Origin of the sequence: Rothia mucilaginosa, from assembly GCF_964211445.1 — a bacterium.
In the GTDB taxonomy this organism is placed as follows: Bacteria; Actinomycetota; Actinomycetes; order Actinomycetales; family Micrococcaceae; genus Rothia; species Rothia mucilaginosa_E.
On sequence record NZ_CAXOQT010000013.1, the window covers coordinates 1 to 13,433 of the forward strand.

Sequence of the window (13,433 nt, forward strand, 5' to 3'; positions counted from 1 at the left end):
GAGGTGCGGGGCTTTTGCTGTATGTATGCCGTGTGTTTCCTGAAATGGGTCTGACATGCTTGTTCCCCAGGTGGGGAGAGTCTAGGGTGAAGTTAACACCCCTCGCGTGTGGAATGTGAAAGGTCGTGGATGCGATGTCGCAGCTGCCCCAAAACAATGAAGCCTTCGATTACAACCCCGAATACACCAAGCTCTACCAGGAAGATAACAACGAGCAGTCTAACCCGGATACTTCTGACGAACAGCTACTACCCGCCAATGAGTCTCCGGGTGAGTTTTCAGATCAAGCGGCGGGTAAAAGGGCAGCGAACTTCTCCCTACTTTTTGGCTTCCTCAGCCCGCTGTCTTTCGTTCTAGGGTGCTGGTCTCTTGTCCGAGGTCTTGAAGAAAGTGCTCCGCAGATAGCTCTCCTTGCCCCAATCCTGAACATCCTGGGTATCTGGCAGGGGTTCGTGGCACGCCGGTACGGTACGCGTGCTATGGGTGGTCTGCTTCTTAACGGGCTGGGGCTATGTATTTTCATTGGTATTGCCGCCCTCATCATGCTGATTGTGCAAGCTTTGTCAGGTATCAACTAACGACGCCGGCTCGATAGTGAGCCCAGATGCTCTCCCGAGTCGATAGACACGTAACACCCGGTATTGAAAGGTTGTGGATGCGATGTCGCAGCTACCCCAAAACAATGAAGCTTTTGATAACACCCCTGAATACGCCAAGCTCTACCAGGAAGATAACAGCGTGCAGTCTGGTACGGACGACCGGCCGCTACCTGCGAGCGAGCTACCTCCCGACGCGCAGAGGACACAAGCCGGTGAAAAGGCCGCTAACTCATCCCTGATGTTCGGCTTCCTCGGACTGATGGCTCTCTTCCTAGGAATTGGCTGCCTTGCCAATGGCCTTGCAGCTGGTATAGTCATAGCCTTTGTTGCGTCATTCCTGAGCATCTTAGGTATCTGGAAAGCGTTCGGGGCAAGAGAGTACGGTGTCCCCGCCACCGGAGGTCTAATCCTCGGCATAGTAGGGATTATCATTGACCTTGCTATCATCGCCCTCATCTTATTGATTCTGCAAGCTTTGTCAGGCATCAACTAACGACGCCTCCGGCAACCCGAATTGGTGTACGCAAGAGCCCCGTTCCTCGCGTTGAGGGGCGGGGTTTTGCTATATATGCCGTATATCTCGTGGATTGGTCCTGGCAGGCTTGTTCCCGCGGTGGGGAAGGTTTAGGGTGGGTTTAGCATCTGTATCGGTACGTGAAAGGTTGTGGATGTGATGTCGCAGTTACCCCAAAATAATGAAGCCTTTGATAACAACCCCGAATACGCCAAGCTCCACCGGGGAAATAACAACGGGCAGCCCAACCATGGCGCCCCGGGTAACCAGCCACTACCTGTGCGTCAGTTTTACCCGAGCTACCCGAGGAATATCGTCGGACCCGCAGGCATCCTGGAAGAGGGACGCAAGTTGGCTCAACGGTCACTAACCTTTGGCATCATCAGCATGGTGCTTATCCTCGTAACGTTCTGGGTGCCCTACAGCCTTCTCGGATCTTTTATTCTGGGCATCCTGGGAATCATGTCTGCGCGAGATGCGGAACGTCGCGGTGCACCGGCAAAAGCGGGGCGTATCCTCTGCTGGATTGGTGTGATTCTGCCCATCGCCTTCTCAGTCCTGGCGGCTATTACCCTGCTGGTGCTTGTTTTCACCTTGAAGGGATAGCGTCGTAACCGGCTTAGGAAGTTTGGAGTGCCGAGAGCCGAATTTGTGGTCTTTCGTATTTGATATGCAAAGAGCCCCGTTCCTCATGTTGAGGAACGGGGCTCTTTGCACTCCACACATGAGGCGGAGCAGAAGCTATAACGCGGATGGTAAGGGATTTGAACCCTTGAGACGGGGTTACCGCCTACTGGTTTTCAAGACCAGCTCCTTCGGCCGCTCGGACAACCATCCATGCACTCCAGAGACCGGCATTTTATGGCAATACCGTGCCGCAGGGCACTAAGAGATTATCGCACGTTGTATGCTTTCTGTAAATCGCGCACCGACGATGGTGCTTCCGGCAATGAGGAGGACTCATGAGAGCAATTATCGAGAAAAACCACGGTGGACCTGAAGCTCTGACCATCACCAAAGTACCCGCCCCCGTGCCCCGCTCCCACGAAGTTCTCATCCGTGTTCATGCCGCCGGAATCAACCGCGCCGACGCTCTGCAGCGCCGCGGATTCTACCCGCCGCCCGCCGGTGCGAGCGCCATCTACGGCCTCGAAGTAGCCGGCGTTATTGAGGCGGTCGGTGAGGGTGTCTCCGTGGAGAACCGTGGCACCTCCGTCATGGCGCTGCTCGCCGGAGGCGGCTACGCCGACTATGTGACCGTCCCGGTCGACCACGTGCTACCCGTGCCGGAACAGTTGAGCTTCGTCGAGGCCGCTGCCATTCCCGAGGTCGCGGCAACCGTCTACTCGAACCTGATGCTCACCTGCGGTATGAGCATGAACCCCGCCGAAAACCTCAAGGAAGACGGCGAGCCCGCGGTGGTCCTCGTACACGGTGGTACCGGCGGTATTGGTGTGCACGCCATCCAGTTGGCGCTCGCCGCCGGTACTCGCGTGTTTGCGACCGTCAGCACCGAGGAAAAAGCCGAATATGTGCGCTCACTAGGTGCGGAACCCATTATCTATACCGAACATTCGTTCCGTGAAGTCCTGCTGGCTGAAACTGGCGGACGCGGCGCCGACTACATCCTCGACGTCGTGGGTGGAAAGTACCTGGACGACAACCTGCACACTCTCGCCGACGGTGGCCACCTGTGCATTATTGGTCTGATGGGAGGCGCCAAGGCAGAAGTGAACCTGGGGTACATGCTCTCCCGTCGCCTGTCGGTGCACGCTACGAGCCTACGCACCCGCTCCGACCGACAGAAGGCTGAGATCCTAAGCGGTGTGCGCGAGCACGTGCTGCCGCTGATTGAATCCGGCAGGATTGGTGTGGGCCTGGACCGCGTCTTCGACATGGAGGAGGCGGCCGCCGCCCACGAGTACTTCGACTCGGGTCAGCATCACGGCAAGATTGTGCTGCGCATGCTGTAGGGGTGGTGCCCCCGCGTTACTGCGCTGGAACGGTGCGCGGGGTGGCCGCTGTGTGCAATATATGCTGAACTATCTGCTGACATCTCGTCACTAAAAGAGATTTAGGGTAACCTAAGCATAGGGAGGTTTGCGGGTCGCCGCAGAGCCCAACACGGGCAGCCTCCACCGACCAACAAACACGGCACACACACCACGCAGAGGAGGGCATATGGGGCTTAAAAGCTACCTGCAATCGCGCCGCGACGACGCCGAACTAGGTAAAGGTATCTGGCGCCGATCCCACGACCGGTTCATCCGCGGCATTGACCGCTTCCACCAGGTCCTCGAACGCCTGGCGGCAACCGATTCGTCCGCCCCTATGATTGAGCTCATCGTGCCGGACGCAAACACGCTCGCAGACCTGATTCCGCGCGTGCGCGCAGTCGCCATGGAGGCGCACCGCCTCGCCCCCAGCGACGGCGATATTCCCGCCTCCCCGTTCGGCACCTACTCCGACCTGAACCGTGCCCTCTCCAAGGCGGGTAACGCGGTGGCTCTCTGCGCCGAGGCGCTCGCCATGGCGCGCTGCTTTGGCGAATGCGCTACTGGATGCGACCGCCAGGTGAGCGTACACCGCCGCGTTGAAACCGTCCTTCAGCACATTGAGGAAGCTGAACGCCTCATCCAGCGCGCCCAGAAGGAAGCCGCCGGCGAGCTGACCTTTGATGACGGAATCCCCGTGGGTCGTACCCAGCTGGTAGAAGCCTAATAGTGAACTTTTGAACTGCCCGCAGTATCCGCACAGGATGCTGCGGGTAGTTCCGTTTATGCGCTAACCCAATCTGCCCGCTGACCTGCGTCCGCCACGTGAACAGGGCGAAGTCGAACGGCGACTAACAGGCGGGTTAGTTTGATGTGCACCTCAACAGGCGATACGCTTAAAGAAGGGGTGTAGGACACTTCTTATGCGGTTCCGTCACAATGGAGGTGACGACACAATGCGATGGTACGCGCGGAAGAACCGCAGGCTTTTTCCTGCCCCTCTACGGCACAACCCAATGCACCAATAATTCACGGAAGAAGTCACACACCATGTTTGAATTCCACCGCAACGAGCGCGCACGCCAGCTGCGCCCCAGCCTCTCTCGTTCCTGGCTCCTCGTGCGCGCCAACTCCACTGAAGAAGTTTTTGAAGAGGCCTTCGAATCTGAGGCTGACTCCATCATCATCGACCTTGAAGACGGCTGCCCGCCCGAAGAGAAGGACGCCGCCCGCGAACAGGTCGTCCGCATGCTCAACTCCGGCGTGGTCGCATGGGTGCGAATCAACGCCATCACCACCGAACACTGGTGGAAGGACGTCAAGGCTCTCAAGAACGTGAAGGGCCTGCGAGGCGTCATGCTCGCCACCGCAGAGCACGCTACCGACATCGACCGCACCGCAGCCGAGCTGCCCGCCGGTACCCCCATCATCGCGCTGATCGAGTCCGCACTCGGCGTGCACCACTCCGTCGAAATTGCCCGCGCAATCGGCACCTTCCGCCTCGCATTCGGCGCAGGCGACTACCGCCGCGACACCGGCTCCTCCGCAACCCCCATGGCGCTCGCCTACGTGCGTTCGCAGCTGGTCATCGCCTCCACCCTGGGTGGTCTGCCCGGCCCCATCGACGGCCCGACCCTCGGCGCGTACGGCGGCGACCTCTCCAAAGCGTGCGGCTTCGCAAACGACCACGGCATGACCGGTAAGATTACCCTGGACATCCGCCAGACCGAGACCATCAACGCGGCATTCTCTCCGAGCGAGGTTGAAATCGAAGAAGCACACCAGATGCTCGACGTACCCCTCGACGGGCCCCGCGACGGCTCCTACCTGCCGCGTTACCTGCGTGCAAAGAAGGTCAAGGAACTCGCCAAGGTCTACGGCCTGTGGGGCAAGACCGACAGCGACTTCCAGCGCGCATCCAAGTAAGGTGCTCGCCTAAGGTACACGTGTAAAAAGCCGCGCATCCGAACCCCGAACGGGAACCGGATGCGCGGCTTTCGTATGCCCTCAAAATGACGGCGCGCCGTAGCTTAGCTGCTAGTTACGGGGCGACTTGCCGCCCGTCAACGCATGAGCGCACACATACGAAGTCACCAAAGAAATCACAATCGGCACCAGGAACGAGGTGTCATCCTCATACACGGAACGGTAGAAGAACCACACCGCCAGGGAAACCACCAGCGCCAGCACGTACACCAGCGCAAAACGCATCGTGGGGCTCATTGAACGCGAAGAGCCCGCAACGGTACGACCACCCTGCGAGCGGTTCTGCAAACGCTGAGTATTTGAGGAGTGAGAAGACATGAGAATCTCCTAAAAATCGACGGTGACATCCTGCGAGATACGTGACATCTCTCAGATGCTAAAAACCGCCGCAACACACCGGAAACCGGCACGCGTTACGGCGGATGTGGAGCCCCCAGTGGGATTCGAACCCACGACCTTTTCTTTACGAGGGAAATGCTCTACCCCTGAGCTATAGAGGCACATATACGTTTGTTCCCAGCCGCCCGAAAGCAACCGGCGAACAGTGCATACCCCGCAATAGTACCAAAAAGGCGGGGGAGAGGCTAATTACTTTCAACACCGCGACCACAGGTTCAAGCAGGTGGCTGGGTGCCTATGGCGTGCACTGCATTCACCCCGCAAACCCGCCCGCAGATAGGGAATGTTCAGGGCAGAGGCATACAATAAACCCTATACCCACGGCGGCTGACAGCGCCTCACTGCGCCCAATCAACCACAGATGCATCAACCACAGGTCAGCCCGCCACCCATAGAGAGAGGAACCACCATGACTTCACCCCTCAACCGCCGCACCCTGCTACTGGGCGTAGTACCCGCCGCCGCCCTGGGGCTGAGCGCATGCGGTTCCAGCTCCTCCCAGTCTTCTGCGACCGCATCGGCATCTGCGAGCGCCTCGGCAAGTGGTTCGGCAAGCACCGCCGCTACCTCGGCGAGCGCATCCGCGAGCGCTTCGGCATCCGCTGCCCCCTCGGGCTCGGCTACTGCTTCTGCAACCGCCGATGACGGCTACGTCGGCTACCGCCTCAACCGCGAAGTACCCGGCGCAGGCACCGCAACCCTGTACACCGACTACCAGTGCCCCTACTGCGCCAAGGCAGAACCCAAGTTCGAAGAAGCCGCCAAGAAGCTCGACGGCATCATGAACGTGACCGTACGCCACATGCCGCTGAACATGCACGTCAACGCCGTACCCGCCGCACTCGCCGTGGAGGCCGCCGAGGCCCAGGGCAAGCACCTCGAAATGGCGAACAAGCTCTTCGCCACCCAGAACGACTGGAAGGGCATCAGCGAACGCGACAAGCTGCGCACCCTCTTCAACGACTACGCCAAGGAACTGGGCCTGAACACCGAAGAATTCGACAAGGTCCTGCTCGCTTCCGATACCGTCAAGCCCATCCAGCGCGACTACGATCACGCCGTGAAGATTGGCGTGAAGGGCACCCCCACCTTCGTCGTGAACGACAAGGTCGTTGAGGGCCTGGATTCCTCCTCTTCGGTGGATGATTTGGTCAGCACCTTCAAGCGTGAAGCTGGCGTGAAGTAGTGGCGCACATTCAGCTCTCCGGCGGCCAGCGCGCCGAAATCCACCCGGACGGGTTCAGCGACCACGGCTACGTTCTCGAAATCGGTGGCGCTGAGCAGTCCCACGTGGATATTGCGGACCCCTCCTACGTGTTCTACGAGTACCTGCGCCGCATCGCAAACGCGGTGGATGCGCTCGCCCCCGCCGGTGAACCCATTACTGCCGCACACCTGGGTGCTGGTGCACTCACGCTCGTGCGCTATGTTCAGGCGACCCGCCCCGGATCCCGCCAGGTTGCCGTCGATATCGAACCCGAGCTTATGGGCTTCGTAACCGACCGCCTGCCGCTGCCCGCCGGCACCGACTGCCAGCTGGTGGTGGGGGATGCCCGCGAACAGCTGGTGAACCTGCCCGAACTGCTGGGCGTGCCCGGCTTCGATGCGATCATCCTCGACATCTTCACCGGCATGGACGCGCCCGCCCACCTGGCGAACCGCGACTTCTACCGCGAACTCAAGGACGCCCTGAGCGAGCGCGGCATGGTTGCCATCAACGTGGGCGACGATGCGGGTCTGCCCTTCTTCCAGCTGCAGGCAACCACCATGCTGGAAGTCTTCGACCACGTGTGGTGCCTGTGCGAGAGCTCCATGCTCAGCGGGCAGAACGAAGGCAACCTCGTGCTGGTCGGCACCGCCCGCGAGCTGGACGAAGACACCCAGGACCGGCTGTACGCGATGGGCCCGCATCCGGCGGAGGTGCTCACCACCGAAGAGCTCCGCGACCTGCTGGACGATCTGGCTGAGAGCTAAAACTGAAACATAAAACCGTTGAGGCGGGTACCTGGTTGGTACCCGCCTCAACGTTTTTGTCTATGGGTTTTCTATATGCCGCGCACCGGCAGAACCCTGGTTTTACTCGGGCAGCGGCACGGGAACCGGCTCCTCGCCGTCATCCTTCTGATTAGGAGAACTACCCTTCGTGGTGGTGAGCGTAATACCCACACTCGCGGTCATCAGCAGACAGATCGCCAGCCAACGAACCGGACCGGTCTCTTGGTTCAGCAGCGCCCAACCGGCAATCGCCGCAATAGCGGGCTCCATACTCATCAGCACGCTAAACACCTGCTGCGGCAGGTTGCGCAGCGCCATCAACTCCGCGCTATAGGGAATCACCGAAGCGAACATAGCGGTACCAAAAATCATGAGGAGCAACATCGGATCCTGCGCCGCATTCCACAGCGGCTGAGGCGCCGGAACAATCGCCGCCACCGGGGCAATAAACGCAGCACCAACAAGCATCGCCACCGCCAGGCCACTCGCACCCGGCACCAGGGCACCCACCTTCGCGCTCGAGCGGATATACAGCGCCCAGAACACACCAGCAATCAGCGCGAACGTCAGACCCAGGTAGTCGGTATCCCTACCGACCGCCGCCTCATAGCCGAGTACCAGCATGCCCGCCAGGGCGCAGAGCACCCACACCGCGTCGCGGAGCCTGCGAGTCAGCATGGACGCCAAAGCCAGCGGGCCCAAGAACTCCACCGCAACCGCCAAACCAATCGGGATGCGGTCAATCGCGCAATAGAAGAAGCCGTTCATCAGGCCGAAAGTCATACCGAAAATGATGACGGCACGCCACTGCTCCTTCGACCACGACAACGCACCCGGCGGCATCGTGCCACCGCGGCGGGCACGCCAACGAGCCGCCAACCACACGGCGCTACCCACCACAATGGACGCAATCGCCAGACGGCTCACACTAATAGCCAGAGCACCAAATAGTGGGAAGAGCGTCACCGCGAACGCGGCACCGAACTGCAACGACGAGCAGGACATCAGCACAAACATGATGCCCAGCGCGGGGCGTTGGGGTGCGGTATGCGGCATGATTCTCCTTCCTGCGCCTCACAAGGCGGTACTTCTCCACGTGTGTACATGCTGTGCCGCTACGGGGCAGAACGAACGCTCTAATAGCGCCGTTTTAAAGAGTGCGCCCCCGGGCAACACGAGATACTATCCTACTCGTTACCCGGGGGTGCTAGAAGCCGTCGACACGGCTCAAACTCAGCGCTCAAACTCAGCCGGTTAGAGGCCCTTCGCCTCGCGGTCAGCCTTAATCTGAGCGGCTGACGGGAGCGTAATGGAACTGGTCGCCATCTTCGCAATATCCACCGCGTGCGCATCCACCGCACCGGGGAGGTAGCGGTCAGGATCCTCCATAGTGCCCTCCTCCTGCGCCTTCTTTTGCGCACGAGCGTGAGAAATCGAAATACCGATACTCGCAGCCACCAGCAGAGCAATAGCAACCCAACGAACCAGGCCGGTAGCCTCACCAAGCATCACAATACCCACAGCCGCCGCAATTGCAGGCTCCAGGGACAGCACCACGCTATAAATATGCGCGGGCAGCAGACGCAGCGAAGAAACCTCACCCAGCGCTGGCAGAGCAGAAGCCAACAGACCCATCAGGCAGCCAATAGCCAGCAGGTTCACATCCTGGGTCACCTTCAGCAGGTTATTGCCGCTCAGAATAAACGGGAACGGCAGAACCAGCAGAGTCGAAACAGCGTTACCCATGACCATGCCGCCCATACCCGGGATCAGCGCGCCCACCTTCTCAGTCGCCAAAATGTAGGCGGCACGAGAAATAGCGGTCAGCACCGCAAAGAACACACCCACCAGGGCGAAATCCTCCGGCTTAGCCTGCGACTCAGCCGTCAGAATTGCCATACCCGTAAAGGACAGGGCAATCCACACCAGGTCCAGCTTGCGGCGCGACATAACCGTCGCCAGCACCAGCGGACCCATAAACTCAATAGCCACAGCAATCGCCAGCGGAACCTGCTCAATCGCAACATAGAAGAACGCATTCGCGCCCGTCAGCGCAACACCCATGACGACCACAGTCAGCCACTGCGCACGAGTCCACGAACGAATCTGCGGGCGGAAAAACGCCCACATCAAAATGGTGGAGGTCAACAGACGCAGAGTCACCACGCCCCACGGGCCCAAATCGCCCATCAGCTGCTTAGCAAGAGCCGCACCGAACTGCGCCGAAATAATCGCGCCGGTCGCGTAAGCAACACCCAACCCCTGAGTCATCACAGGAGAACGCGCAGCATTGGGCGTATGGGTGGAAGAAGTCATAGCAATCCTTATAGTCCAGAAGAGGTGTCAGCCGCTATCTGTTATCAGGCGCGACCCCGAATCGTCGTGAAACAGGTCACGCACTATGCAAACAATGAATAGTGTGTAATCTAGGACAATTTTACGCGCTTTAAAAATGGGCGCAAATAATGACCAAAACACCCTAACCAACCGCACACCAGCCGCACGCCCTCAGTGAAAAAACACCCCCAAACCCCACCACAGCCCCCATATTCAGGAAATATTCACCCAGCCGTGATTTACTGAGAGCATGCTTGACCCGAAGAAGTCTCTATTCGATGAAGACGGCAACCCCCGTCCCGCGCTAACCACCACCCTCGACAACGTACTGCGCATGCAACGACCGCTCGCGCTGTCCATCGTCAAAAAACTCCGTGAAGCACACCCCGACGAAACCCCCGAACAAATCCACAAGCGCCTCGACCGCACCTACCTGCGCGACATCACCGCCATCGGCGGCGTCACCGGCGCATCCGCATTCGTACCCGGCGTCGGCACCGTCACCTCCATGAGCCTGTCCGCGCTCGCAGTCGGCGGCTACCTCGAACGCACCGCCCTCTACGCCCAGGCAGTCGCAGAACTTCACGGCGTGCACGTACACGACGCCGAAACCGCCCGCTCCATGGTCATGGCAATCATGCTCGGTGACGAAGGCTCCCAGCTCATGAACACCGTGCTGCTGCAGACCGGTAAGGCAAGCGGCGTCTCCAACAAGTGGGGCATGCTGCTCGGCAACTCCTCCGGCGGCAAGATGTTCAGCGTCGAACGCACCATCCGCAATATGTTCATCCGCCGATTCCTGACCCGCCAGACCGGCGCACTGCTCGGCCGTACCCTGCCCTTCGGTGTGGGTGCAGTCGTTGGCGGCGGCGCAAACCTGACCCTCGGTAAGGACGTCGTGCGCAACACCCGCCGTGCCTTCGGCGACGCACCCGCCTACTTCCCCGCAGAGCTCATGATTACCCCGCGCGCACCCCGCGTACAGGGCGGCGAAGGTTCGGAAAGCTCCTCCGGCGTGGCTGGTGCCCTCCTCAAGGGCGTCAAGGACGCAGGAAAGGCGGCAGGCAAGGTCTTCACCCGCGGCAAGGGCCACGACACCGAGACCGGCCACCGCCGCATGCTCGGCCGCTAAACCCGCTGGTCATAAAACCAGAACATAAAAAGACCCAACACGCTAAAGACCCCGGATCCCTGAACACAGGGACCCGGGGTCTTTAGCGTGTAAACCGTTAGCGGGCGCTACGGACTAAGCGTTCTTCGCGTGATCCAGCAGCTGAGCCGCAATACCGTTGTAGGTGTGCGGAGTCAGAGCCGACAGGCGCGCCTCAGCCTCGGGGGAGAGGCCCAGAGTAGCCACAAACTCCTTCAGACGAGCAGCATCCACGCGGTGACCGCGAGTCAGCTCCTTCAGGCGCTCATACGGGTTCTCCATACCGGGAACACCCGCGATAGCCTCCGCACGCATCACCATCTGGATAGCCTCAGCCAGGACCTCCCAGTTGGAATCCAGGTCAGCGGAAATCACGTCGGTTGCAATGTCCAGACGCTGCAGACCCTTCACCACGTTAGAGATAGCCAGCACCGAGTGGCCGAACGCCACGCCAATGTTGCGCTGAGCCGAGGAGTCAGTCAGGTCGCGCTGCCAACGAGAAGTCACCAGGGTCGAACCCAGCGAATCCAGCAGAGCGTTGGAGAGCTCCAGGTTAGCCTCCGCATTCTCAAAACGAATCGGGTTCACCTTGTGCGGCATGGTGGACGAACCGGTCGCACCGGCCACCGGAATCTGGCGGAAGAAACCAATCGAAATGTAGCTCCACACATCGGTGCAGAGGTTGTGCAGCACGCGGTTGAAGTGCGCGATATCCGAGTACAGCTCGGCCTGCCAGTCGTGCGACTCAATCTGAGTGGTCAGCGGGTTCCAGGTCAGACCCAGGTGCTCCACAAAACCACGAGAAATCTTCTGCCAATCAGCGCTAGGCACCGACGCATAGTGAGCAGCGTAAGTGCCGGTCGCACCGTTAATCTTGCCGAGGAACTCGGTCGCCTTCACGTGCTTGACCTGGCGCTTCAGGCGGTAGGCGAGCACGCCCATCTCCTTGCCCAGGGTGGAGGGGGTTGCCGGCTGGCCGTGAGTGCGCGAAAGCATGGGAACCTCGCGGCCCTCCTCGGCCAGGTTCAGCAGAACCTCAATCAGCTCCTCCGCGGCGGGAATCCACACGTTCTGCACGGCATCCTTGATGCCCAGGGCGTAGGAGAGGTTGTTAATGTCTTCGGAGGTGCAGCCGAAGTGAACCAGCGGCACCAGGTGGCCTAGACCCAGGCCCTCCAGGCGGCGACCAATGTAGTACTCGACCGCCTTCACGTCGTGAACGGTCACGGCCTCAATCTCAGCCAGCTCCGCCACGGAATCAGCGTTGAAATCGGTCACGATGGCGCGCAGGCCCTTCTTCTGCTCCTCGCTCAGCGGGGACAGACCCGGCAGCACCTCGTGCTCGCACAGGTAAATGAACCACTCGACCTCAACGTGGATGCGGTCGCGGTTCAGCGCCGCCTCAGAGAGGTAGTTGGTCAGGGGTGCGGTCACGGAAGCGTAGCGTCCGTCCAGGGGGCCCAGCGCAAGTTCGCCGGTGCCCAGATCAATACGGCCAGAAGGCAAGAAGGTGTTATTGGTGTGAGACATAACTCTATTTTTGCATGAATTCGCCGAAAAAAAGAGGCGGGCAGAGCATATAGACGTGATGGGCGTCTGGGTTAATTGCAGAAATATGACAAAACGAGGGGTACGGAGGGGGCATTTTTCGGGTGATAAGGGGCAAAAACGTGCGAATTTTTCGAAACAAGCCGAAGTTATCCACAGGTTGGCGCACTCCGCCTGCACGGTCACCGCGGCAGATTTAGCCTAAAACAAACCCGCCGTGAAAGGACACACTATGAGCACCCTCGTCGACACCACACCACCACCCGTACCCCAGCTGCCCCGCATCGAACCGACCGATATTCTCCGCGCTGCAGGACACATGGGCATCGGCACCGCCGCCGGCCACGCCCTCGCCACCCAGCTCATGGCAGCCGCCACCCTTGCCCGCGCCAAAGGCGCAGAACTCTCCCACAGGATGCGCACCGAAGCCCAAGAAATCCGCACCGCGCACCAACGCGCCAACGAACTCAACGGCGACCACTGGACCTCCGAAGCCGGACGCGCCTACCGGCGACAACTCGAAGAACACCGCGAGAAAATCCGCAACCAAGCCGAACAAGCCGAAAGCGCCGCCGCCATGATCGCCGCCGCGGGCGAAGAACTCGCCAACGACCTCACCACCAAAGCGCAGACCATCGAAGCCGCCGCCTCCGCCGTAGATAACCTCCTCGGCAAGCTCGCCGACGGCGCCGCGGACGTTCTCGAAAAGCTCAACCCCGGCGAAATCATCGCCCGCTCAGGCGTACAAAAAGCCCAGTCAGCACTCGATTCACTCATGCACGTGAACCTGCCTGACGGGCTGAGCTCGCTCATCCGAACCCACTAACCTCACCCTAGGAGAAACCATGCTTACCGGACCCACCGTTGCACCCATCGGTGACCTTAGCGACTCTGCAGGGCCCACCGCAGGC

At 60.1% G+C, this 13,433-nt stretch carries 14 protein-coding genes and 2 tRNA genes; 10 read left to right on the top strand and 6 right to left on the bottom strand.

Going from position 1 to position 13,433, the window contains the following annotated elements; all coding sequences use genetic code 11:
• Positions 1-134 precede the first annotated feature (134 nt).
• The 3 genes from AB8E48_RS04495 to AB8E48_RS04505 all read left to right on the top strand — a co-directional run bounded on the left by AB8E48_RS04495 (position 135) and on the right by AB8E48_RS04505 (position 1,719).
• Positions 135-578: a hypothetical protein gene (locus AB8E48_RS04495; RefSeq protein ID WP_368885899.1), complete on the top strand. Its 444-nt coding sequence runs from the start codon at positions 135-137 to the stop codon at positions 576-578.
• An 82-nt stretch (positions 579-660) separates the two neighbouring features.
• The gene (locus tag AB8E48_RS04500; protein ID WP_368885900.1) at positions 661-1,092 is read left to right on the top strand and encodes a hypothetical protein; all 432 of its coding nucleotides are present in this window, start codon (positions 661-663) and stop codon (positions 1,090-1,092) included.
• 180 nt (positions 1,093-1,272) lie between these two features.
• The gene (locus tag AB8E48_RS04505; protein WP_368885901.1) at positions 1,273-1,719 is read left to right on the top strand and encodes a hypothetical protein; all 447 of its coding nucleotides are present in this window, start codon (positions 1,273-1,275) and stop codon (positions 1,717-1,719) included.
• A 143-nt stretch (positions 1,720-1,862) separates the two neighbouring features.
• On the opposite strand, the gene AB8E48_RS04510 is transcribed toward AB8E48_RS04505, so the two are convergent.
• A tRNA-Ser gene (locus tag AB8E48_RS04510) sits at positions 1,863-1,950 on the bottom strand.
• A 125-nt stretch (positions 1,951-2,075) separates the two neighbouring features.
• Between AB8E48_RS04510 and AB8E48_RS04515 the strand changes: the two genes are divergently transcribed.
• The 3 genes from AB8E48_RS04515 to AB8E48_RS04525 all read left to right on the top strand — a co-directional run bounded on the left by AB8E48_RS04515 (position 2,076) and on the right by AB8E48_RS04525 (position 5,033).
• Complete coding sequence (locus AB8E48_RS04515; protein ID WP_368885902.1) at positions 2,076-3,086, top strand: NAD(P)H-quinone oxidoreductase; 1,011 nt, start codon at positions 2,076-2,078, stop codon at positions 3,084-3,086.
• Between the two features lie 208 nt (positions 3,087-3,294).
• Positions 3,295-3,834 carry a dehydrogenase gene (locus tag AB8E48_RS04520; RefSeq protein WP_368885903.1) on the top strand — a complete coding sequence of 180 codons (540 nt, stop codon included), beginning with the start codon at positions 3,295-3,297 and terminating at the stop codon, positions 3,832-3,834.
• 323 nt (positions 3,835-4,157) lie between these two features.
• Positions 4,158-5,033, top strand: coding sequence for an HpcH/HpaI aldolase/citrate lyase family protein (locus AB8E48_RS04525; RefSeq protein WP_314658022.1), 876 nt, complete (start codon positions 4,158-4,160; stop codon positions 5,031-5,033).
• Positions 5,034-5,144: 111 nt separating this feature from the next.
• On the opposite strand, the gene AB8E48_RS04530 is transcribed toward AB8E48_RS04525, so the two are convergent.
• A complete protein-coding gene (locus AB8E48_RS04530; protein ID WP_368885904.1) occupies positions 5,145-5,411 on the bottom strand; it encodes a hypothetical protein in 267 nt (88 codons plus the stop codon).
• 107 nt (positions 5,412-5,518) lie between these two features.
• Positions 5,519-5,593, bottom strand: a tRNA-Thr gene (locus AB8E48_RS04535).
• A gap of 308 nt (positions 5,594-5,901) precedes the next feature.
• Between AB8E48_RS04535 and AB8E48_RS04540 the strand changes: the two genes are divergently transcribed.
• On the top strand, positions 5,902-6,678 hold the full coding sequence (locus AB8E48_RS04540; RefSeq protein WP_368885905.1) for a DsbA family protein: 777 nt from the start codon (positions 5,902-5,904) through the stop codon (positions 6,676-6,678).
• Positions 6,678-7,466, top strand: a complete 789-nt coding sequence (locus tag AB8E48_RS04545; protein WP_303969850.1) for a spermidine synthase — start codon at positions 6,678-6,680, stop codon at positions 7,464-7,466. The genes AB8E48_RS04540 and AB8E48_RS04545 overlap by 1 nt, the downstream gene beginning before the upstream one ends.
• 102 nt (positions 7,467-7,568) lie before the next feature.
• On the opposite strand, the gene AB8E48_RS04550 is transcribed toward AB8E48_RS04545, so the two are convergent.
• Complete coding sequence (locus AB8E48_RS04550; protein ID WP_303969848.1) at positions 7,569-8,543, bottom strand: EamA family transporter; 975 nt, start codon at positions 8,541-8,543, stop codon at positions 7,569-7,571.
• Positions 8,544-8,741: 198 nt separating this feature from the next.
• Positions 8,742-9,803, bottom strand: coding sequence for an EamA family transporter (locus AB8E48_RS04555; protein ID WP_303969846.1), 1,062 nt, complete (start codon positions 9,801-9,803; stop codon positions 8,742-8,744).
• A gap of 271 nt (positions 9,804-10,074) precedes the next feature.
• Here AB8E48_RS04555 and AB8E48_RS04560 point away from each other — a divergent pair, with 271 nt between their 5' ends.
• Positions 10,075-10,956 carry a di- and tripeptidase gene (locus AB8E48_RS04560; protein ID WP_368885906.1) on the top strand — a complete coding sequence of 294 codons (882 nt, stop codon included), beginning with the start codon at positions 10,075-10,077 and terminating at the stop codon, positions 10,954-10,956.
• 114 nt (positions 10,957-11,070) lie between these two features.
• On the opposite strand, the gene purB is transcribed toward AB8E48_RS04560, so the two are convergent.
• Positions 11,071-12,504, bottom strand: a complete 1,434-nt coding sequence (gene purB / locus AB8E48_RS04565; RefSeq protein WP_296545095.1) for an adenylosuccinate lyase — start codon at positions 12,502-12,504, stop codon at positions 11,071-11,073.
• A gap of 235 nt (positions 12,505-12,739) precedes the next feature.
• On the opposite strand from purB, the gene AB8E48_RS04570 reads away from it, so the two are divergent.
• On the top strand, positions 12,740-13,348 hold the full coding sequence (locus tag AB8E48_RS04570; RefSeq protein ID WP_368885907.1) for an ABC transporter substrate-binding protein: 609 nt from the start codon (positions 12,740-12,742) through the stop codon (positions 13,346-13,348).
• Positions 13,349-13,433 lie beyond the last annotated feature (85 nt).

Bases quoted from the DNA above. Each gene is read 5' to 3' on its own strand.
- AB8E48_RS04495 (WP_368885899.1), top strand. From the start codon at position 135: ATGTCGCAGCTGCCCCAAAACAATGAAGCCTTCGATTACAACCCCGAA.
- AB8E48_RS04500 (WP_368885900.1), top strand. From the start codon at position 661: ATGTCGCAGCTACCCCAAAACAATGAAGCTTTTGATAACACCCCTGAA.
- AB8E48_RS04505 (WP_368885901.1), top strand. From the start codon at position 1,273: ATGTCGCAGTTACCCCAAAATAATGAAGCCTTTGATAACAACCCCGAA.
- AB8E48_RS04515 (WP_368885902.1), top strand. From the start codon at position 2,076: ATGAGAGCAATTATCGAGAAAAACCACGGTGGACCTGAAGCTCTGACC.
- AB8E48_RS04520 (WP_368885903.1), top strand. From the start codon at position 3,295: ATGGGGCTTAAAAGCTACCTGCAATCGCGCCGCGACGACGCCGAACTA.
- AB8E48_RS04525 (WP_314658022.1), top strand. From the start codon at position 4,158: ATGTTTGAATTCCACCGCAACGAGCGCGCACGCCAGCTGCGCCCCAGC.
- AB8E48_RS04530 (WP_368885904.1), bottom strand. From the start codon at position 5,411: ATGTCTTCTCACTCCTCAAATACTCAGCGTTTGCAGAACCGCTCGCAG.
- AB8E48_RS04540 (WP_368885905.1), top strand. From the start codon at position 5,902: ATGACTTCACCCCTCAACCGCCGCACCCTGCTACTGGGCGTAGTACCC.
- AB8E48_RS04550 (WP_303969848.1), bottom strand. From the start codon at position 8,543: ATGCCGCATACCGCACCCCAACGCCCCGCGCTGGGCATCATGTTTGTG.
- AB8E48_RS04555 (WP_303969846.1), bottom strand. From the start codon at position 9,803: ATGACTTCTTCCACCCATACGCCCAATGCTGCGCGTTCTCCTGTGATG.
- AB8E48_RS04560 (WP_368885906.1), top strand. From the start codon at position 10,075: ATGCTTGACCCGAAGAAGTCTCTATTCGATGAAGACGGCAACCCCCGT.
- purB (WP_296545095.1), bottom strand. From the start codon at position 12,504: ATGTCTCACACCAATAACACCTTCTTGCCTTCTGGCCGTATTGATCTG.